Origin of the sequence: Lysinibacillus sp. NPDC093688 (genome assembly GCF_050280145.1) — a bacterium.
GTDB classification, from domain to species: Bacteria; Bacillota; Bacilli; order Bacillales_A; family Planococcaceae; genus Lysinibacillus; species Lysinibacillus xylanilyticus_B.
In genome coordinates, this window is record NZ_JBNNUX010000032.1 from 42,166 (window position 1) to 49,534 (window position 7,369).

The following is a 7,369-nucleotide window of genomic DNA, read 5'->3' on the forward strand; positions in this document are numbered from 1 at the left end:
TTTAGATATTAAAATAGACTTATTGTTTTAATTTATTACAAAAATATTGGAAAAATAACTGTATATGGTATTATGGATATTATAAATAACTAATATTAGGTAAGGTGACCAATGGGTAAGTTAATTGAGGATCTTAAATTAATTGTAAATAAACACCATTTGTCAAGCGAATTTAAAAATTGTTTAGAAACACTAATGGCACAACATAAAGGAGGTGATTTTACTAATTTATGTGAATTGCATTTTCAGATGGCAGAAGGAATAGAAACAAGTGCGATTAAAGACGTTTATAATATTTTAGAATTATGTATTCTCTTTACGGATATTTTCGACGATATCGAAGATGGTGATGAAACGAAGTGGGGAATCGAAAGGAACATATTACTTAATGCCTCGACTTCCCTCGTTAGTATTCTGTTTATAGAGCTGAAAAGGCTTGAAATACCATATCAAAATGAAGTTATAATGTTGTTCTATAATTATCTACTTCAAGCTGCTGACGGTCAACATCATGATTTAACGAATAACATTTTTTCAGAAGAAGCTTATTTAGGAGTTGTGAAAAAGAAATCAGGCTCTTTAATAGCACTGGCTTGTACCCTTGGGCAAACTTTAGCAAATGGGAAGTATGAAGAAAAGTTAGAAAAATGTGCTCATTATATAGCAATAGTGGCACAATTAAGAAATGATTATGAGGACTTATTAGGGAAGCAAAATGATATAAGTATGAAAAAGCGAACATTACCTATCTTATATTTACTGCAATACGAGAGTCCGATATTTGATGAATTACGAGCGCATTATATAAAGCAAGTAGACTCCATAACGGATATACACATTACTGCACAGCAAATCGAAGCTTCAGGATTGCCAATTTATATGCATTTAATGACATTAAAATACCACAGGCTTGCAATGGATTTGCTACAACAGCTATACCCAGACAAGGATATTTCAATTTTTAGACAATATATTTGATGAGGTGAAGAGAAATGTTGAAAATTATTCAATATCTACAAAAAAATGAAGAAATTTTAGCACTTTTTAAAGAAGGGAAGGTTTCACTTTTAAATATCAGTCCTTTAGAGAGCAGTTTAATATTAGAATCATTTGATAATGCAGTAAAGCCATCACTGAGAGATTCGTATCAATTATACTGGCGTGCATAATAAAGTAAAAATTTTAATTGGACTTGTACTCATTTTTTTTGTTCAATTGTATTGCTTGATCATCATATCAAAAGGTCCAATTATAGGAATTACTATCACAGAACAAGATCAAAGATGGTATATCCATAATATTGAAGAAGAAGGCTGGGGTGTACATCAGCAACTTGAGCCAAACACAATAATACTAGAAATCGATGGTAAGGAAATACCACCCCATACTTCTTCTCCATTCACTGTTACACACGCGGAGAGTCTAACTATATGGCATAAAGGCAAAGTCGAAACACTTACTGTGTCTTATGAGGGTATGACAGGTCAACTTTTAATGCATTTTGTTATTCCTCTAATATACTCATTACTTATAAGTGCATTATGTATCTATTTATTACAACGTCCTCTAACAAAAAATAAAAAATATTTAATTTTCCATTTGCAATTTACAGCGCTAGCTTATATTAGTGCTGGCGCAGCGGGACGGGGTGATTTCTTTAGTAACATTTTTAATTCGTTAGCAATTTTTATTAGCTTAGTAAATTGTTTTTTCTATTGCATTCATTTATTAAGAATAGTGAGCGATTCTGTGCAAAAAAAACTGCGCACTATCTTTTTTGTGATGGGCGGTTTATTAGTTACTATTAATGTATTACGAATTACTATTGAAGATTTCATAACGGTGCAGATCATATTCGAAATTTTAGTCTATTCAATTTTATCATGTTTATTAATGATTAATATTATTCTAGCAATTAAAAGTAATATGAAGTACTATGCAAAACCACTTTTCTTCATATTCTTTTTAGGAATAGGGCCTATAGTGATATTTTATGGTATTCCAATACTTTTCAACTATACACCGATTTTGCCAGCTGATGTGACTGCTTTATTTTTAATGATTGTACCGATTTGTCTAATTTATATGGAATTGACGGAATCTTACGTAAATTTGCAATATGCACTTGATCGAATGTTTGAACATTTAAAGTTATCAATTCCATTCAGTTTAATAGTATCTTTTATTTTAATATTATTTCAAGAAGCACGCACTATATATCTATTTAGCCTCTATTTTTTGATTATTTTTATTGCTATGATTTTTATTCTGTCATGTAAAGAATGGTTGGAAATAAAAAACGCTCGTTATATGGCAACATTAAAGGATTATAATTTTTCAGATTTTTATCACTTTATAAAAAAATCTACACAATATTCTAATTTTGAAAATCTTGTAGATTGTATAAAAAAAGAGTTGAGCCGAATGTTAAAGTTAAATCATGTTGAAATTGTGGAGGATGATATAAGGGGTCGTTTACATTATATCGATGAGGAGAATTATAGTACAATTTGTCCCAACTTAATCTATAAAAGTAAGGAAAATTACATTTTAGTACTACATGAAACACCTGATTCGAAGTTATTAGCAGTCGTAGACACTCGTTTTAATAAAATACCATTCGAATCCATAAAAATGCTTGAATTGTTTTTATATTATGTACAAAGTATTCTCGACAATTCACTTAAAATGGATAATCTTGCTGCCCAATTGGCAAAACTCGATATTTTACATTCGCAACGCTGGTATAGCAAGCTATGGATATCATCAACGGAACGAGAGCGTATTCGTTTATCAATAGAGATTCATGATACGATTTTACAGGATTTAATTCGTATGAGTCGAAATATTGAAGAAGCGATAGTGACGGTTAAAGATATGCAAGAAAAAGAGACATTTTCACATTTACGTAATGAAATACTTGATATTATGGATACTACTCGTGATATTTGCGAGAATTTATACCCACCTTTAATTGAAAGATTGGGTCTTTATAAGTCATTAAATGAATTAATAGGAAAATACAAAATCCGTTTTAACTTTATAATCAGAGATAATATTGAGGTAATTGAGGATTTATCATTACAGCAAGCTACTACTATCTATCGTATAATTCAAGAGCTACTATCGAATGCTAATAAGCATTCACAGGCGCATATCGTTCATATTAACCTTACATCAAAAGCTCAAAGACTTATTATTGAATATATTGATGATGGTATAGGTCTAGATATGAATGATCAGTTAAACGAAATCAAAAGTATTGGGCTAATGGGGATACAAGCGCGGATTAATTATTACCAAGGTACATTTGAAATCACCCCTAATCACCCATCTGGTGTAGTAATCAAAATATCTATGAAAATAGGTGAGGATCTTGAAAATAATGGTGTTGGATGATCATATTGCAATTGGTGAAGGAACTAAGGCCATATTAAAAGCCGAGCTAAATTGTCATGCAGATGTGTTTACGGATCCATATCTTGCCCTTCAACAGTTAACCAAAGCACCTTATGACGTTTATTTAGTTGATTTTAATTTGCCAGATACGGATGGTTTGGAATTTATAGAAAAAATAATCAATATTCATCCAGAAGCAATTGCAATTATTTACACTGGCTATAACATCGAAAGATATATTACCGATTTGTTAGAAAAAGGGGTTTGTGGATTTGTTAGTAAATCGGATAGTAGAAAACAATTGATTGACACTATCAATTATGCATTAGAAGAAAAAATTATCATGCCACTTTCTTTAATTAAACAACTTAATTCGAATTTTTCTAAAACAGAAAAATCAACTAGGTTGACCGAAAGAGAACAAAAAATTTTAGATTTAGTAAAAGACGGATTACCAAATAAAACAATTGCAATGGAACTTAGCTTAAGCCAACGAACGATTGAAAAAAATCTTACTAGTATTTTCTCTAAACTAAATGTTGAAACTCGTGCTGAAGCTGCGATTAAATGGATAAAGCAAATTTCATAAGTTATGACCTCTGCGACAATAAGTCAAAGGATTTTTCTCGAATATGTACATATAGATAAAACTTTCATTTGAGTTTCTGAGATCATTTTTGCAGTATTTTATTTAAAAGGGTTTGTTTATCAAACATTAAAACAATCCTTAATGCGTTTTTTTTGTTGGAAAAAGAAATAATTTGTGCGATGTATTACTTATTTGAAACGAGAACTAATACTCATGGATCTATCATGATTTTGGACACGCTATCGGGTGTTTATGGTGATTTGTTGAAAATTTCCAATGCTAATTGTTTCTATTAATCCACTTAATTATTATTGAAGCTATTAGAAAAACACTTATTTTAGGGATTCGAAATCTTAATACTAATCTAAATGAACTATTAGTATTAACTACTAATGCAGTGATTACGTTGATATTTTGTGTTAAAGTTTTTAAATATGAATTATTAAGCATAGCCGTTCACTTTAAAAACCAATGAAGCTTAAAGATTTGAAATATTGACACATTAAACACTTTGTCGTAAATTTAAAATAATTGCATAAAAGCATTAGGTGCCCATTGCGGGAGAATAGGGAATAAAGTGAAAAGCTTTAGCGGTCCCACCACTGTAAAAGGGAGTTTCATAGAGAATGCCACTAGCATCGTTCTGGGAAGGTTCTATGAAATGTTGAAATTGAGCCAGGAGACCTGCCTATCTGCTTCGTATTATATAGACGATGGAAAAGTCTGTAGTTTATTTGTTATGGAATAAACTACAGGCTTTTTATTTTTTTCTTTAAATCATTCTTCGAGTAACAAGGGCAAAAAAGAAAGGGGAAATTTTCATGCAATTATTACAACAAACGATTCAAAACATTCAAAGCGCTGACCACAAAATGATGGAGGAAGCAAGGGAACGCATAGATGCACTTTGCAAGCCACCTAGTAGCTTAGGGAGGTTGGAGGCTCTAGCTGTGCAACTATCCGGTATAACAGGTGAACTATTTCCTACGATTGAAAATAAAGCAATTATTGTCTGTGCAGCAGATCATGGTGTTTGTGATGAAGGGGTAACATCAAATCCGCAAAATGTGACGGTCTTTCAAACGTTAAATTTCCCTAGAGGAGGAACGGGTGTCTGTGCTATCGCAAAAATCACAGATGCAAAAGTTGTCACAGTAGACGTTGGCGTAAAAGAGGATATTCCGCATGATGCTGGTGTCATCATTAAAAAGATTAAATATGGTACGGACAATATGGCAAAAGGTCCTGCTATGTCAAGGGAAGAAGCCATCCAATCAATTGAAGTAGGAATTGAAGTAGCTACGGAAGAAATCAAAAATGGGATCAATGTACTTGGGACAGGTGAAATGGGCATTGGTAATACAACACCGAGTGCTGCTATATTATCGGTTCTTCGTGATTGTCATCCGAATGAAGTGACAGGCTTCGGTGCAGGTGTTGGACCAGGGGGGATATTACATAAAGTAGAGGTCATTCACAATGCTATTGCATTAAACAAACCAAATCGTCATGATGCTATAGATATTCTTGCAAAAGTCGGAGGGTTAGAAATAGGTGCAATGGCTGGGGTGATACTTGCTGCTGCTGCACATCGCAAACCTGTTGTTATTGATGGTTTTATCTCTACTATTGCTGCTCTTATTGCATACGAGCTCGAACCTAATGTAAAAGACTATATTATTCCTTCTCATGCCTCTGAAGAACCAGGCGCAAAAATCGCCGCTGAAATGCTAGGAATTGAACCGATGCTACAAATGAATATGCGATTAGGAGAGGGGTCTGGTGCAGCTTTAGCCTTTCCTATTTTGGATGCAGCAAGCTCTATGATGAAAAACATGGCTACATTAGAGGAAGCTATGTTACTGTTGAAAAAGTAATTTTTAGATACAGCTCAATGTTTACATTCGGTGCCTATTATTGCTGTCATGGATGCACTCTGCAAAGTAGTATGATAGTGGTGAAAAATGGTTATTTATAATGAGTGGATAAGACATATAGGGATAGAAGAGTAACAACAGGTATAAGATTAAAAACAAGCTCAAATAATGTTATTTGGGCTTGTTTTTATACAACGGTGTAAGGAAAGAAAGCTATGCTCGATTCAACTTCCGTAACGGTAAACGCCATTTTTTTATATATGAAAGTATTCTTAGTATGATAATCACACCAAATAATATATATATAAAGATATCGCCTGAAAATAGTTGAAGTCCGATAATAAGCCCGGCTAGTGCTGCCCAAACACCATAGATTTCATCACGGAGGACTAATGGTTGTCGTCTAGCTAATAAATCGCGGACAATTCCACCACCTGACCCTGTTAAAACAGCAGCTACAATAACTGCGCTAATAGGCATGTCGAGCTTCACAGCATAAAGAGCACCTTGAATCGCAAATGCCGATAATCCAATAGCGTCAGTGAAATTGCCCCAGCGATGCCAATGCTTAATAAGTCGATGTGGAAATAAGAAAAATAGCGTAATCGCTGCAATGGCAATTTGGAACATCATATCCTGTCCCCACAGTGTAGTTACGGGTAAACCTATTAGTAGATTTCGTATAGCTCCACCACCGAAAGCAGTTACGATACCGAGTATATAGACACCGAATAAATCGTATTCTTCCTCCATTGCAATTATTGCCCCGGAAATAGCAAAGGCAATTGTTCCAATGATACTAAAAACCTCCCAAGCCAACCCTTTCACCCCTTATATGAATAAATCATTTCTTGTTGTAGATTACATACTAGAAAGCATCGACTTACGATTTCGAATTATCAGATATCAAATATCTTATTATAGCAGAATTAAATAGAAGTAGTTTGTAATTTAACTTAGCACCTAAATGCAATTAGAAACGCAAGCAATTTTTGCAGGCAAGCTCACAGAGGTGGTAGGAATGAAGTGCTTTTTTCTTTATAGAACATATGTTTATATTGTATATTGTGAATAATCGAAAGATAAAGGGGTGGCGGGTAATGACGAAATGGAAGAAAGATTGTTTTATTATAGAACTCAAGTTACTAATAGATATATGGCAAAAGGATATCCTATTAAAACGTTTTGAAATTGCCCGTACACTCTATAACACAACTTTGTCTTATGCAATAAAACAATATACTTTAATGCAAAAATCCAAACACTATCGAAATCAATTACGTGGCTATCAAAAAGCGAAAAAATCGAATGATTCAAAAGAATTGAAGCAGACCGCAAAAGAATTAGATAACATTCGTCAATCTTTTGGATTAAGTGAATATCAATTGCATGCGTATATTAAAAAGCATCAACATAACTATAAAAAACATATAGATAGCAATACTTCCCAGAAAATCGCTTCTACTGTCTGGAAAGCGATTCAAGATGTTCTATTTAAAAGGAG

General features: G+C 33.1%; 6 protein-coding genes, 1 pseudogene and 1 riboswitch. Of the genes and pseudogenes, 6 read left to right on the forward strand and 1 reads right to left on the reverse strand.

Annotated elements, in window-relative coordinates:
* The first annotated feature begins 111 nt into the window (after window positions 1–111).
* The 5 genes from ACQKN2_RS19955 to cobT all read left to right on the forward strand — a co-directional run bounded on the left by ACQKN2_RS19955 (window position 112) and on the right by cobT (window position 5,865).
* A complete protein-coding gene (locus tag ACQKN2_RS19955; RefSeq protein ID WP_427416496.1) occupies window positions 112–978 on the forward strand; it encodes a polyprenyl synthetase family protein in 867 nt (288 codons plus the stop codon).
* 14 nt (window positions 979–992) lie between these two features.
* Window positions 993–1,169: a competence pheromone ComX gene (comX, locus tag ACQKN2_RS19960; RefSeq protein ID WP_376069491.1), complete on the forward strand. Its 177-nt coding sequence runs from the start codon at window positions 993–995 to the stop codon at window positions 1,167–1,169.
* Window positions 1,170–1,224: 55 nt separating this feature from the next.
* Entirely contained in the window at window positions 1,225–3,399 is a 2,175-nt protein-coding gene (locus ACQKN2_RS19965) for an ATP-binding protein (RefSeq protein ID WP_427416497.1), read from the forward strand.
* Window positions 3,386–3,988, forward strand: a complete 603-nt coding sequence (locus tag ACQKN2_RS19970; RefSeq protein ID WP_427416500.1) for a response regulator — start codon at window positions 3,386–3,388, stop codon at window positions 3,986–3,988. The genes ACQKN2_RS19965 and ACQKN2_RS19970 overlap by 14 nt, the downstream gene beginning before the upstream one ends.
* A gap of 529 nt (window positions 3,989–4,517) precedes the next feature.
* Window positions 4,518–4,694: riboswitch (cobalamin riboswitch) on the forward strand.
* Window positions 4,695–4,809: 115 nt separating this feature from the next.
* Complete coding sequence (gene cobT, locus ACQKN2_RS19975) at window positions 4,810–5,865, forward strand: nicotinate-nucleotide--dimethylbenzimidazole phosphoribosyltransferase (protein WP_427416498.1); 1,056 nt, start codon at window positions 4,810–4,812, stop codon at window positions 5,863–5,865.
* Between the two features lie 213 nt (window positions 5,866–6,078).
* Here the strand turns inward: cobT and ACQKN2_RS19980 are convergent, their stop codons facing one another.
* A complete protein-coding gene (locus tag ACQKN2_RS19980; protein WP_427416499.1) occupies window positions 6,079–6,684 on the reverse strand; it encodes a trimeric intracellular cation channel family protein in 606 nt (201 codons plus the stop codon).
* Window positions 6,685–6,965: 281 nt separating this feature from the next.
* Here ACQKN2_RS19980 and ACQKN2_RS19985 point away from each other — a divergent pair.
* A pseudogene (locus ACQKN2_RS19985) lies at window positions 6,966–7,369 on the forward strand (hypothetical protein); the annotation flags it as partial.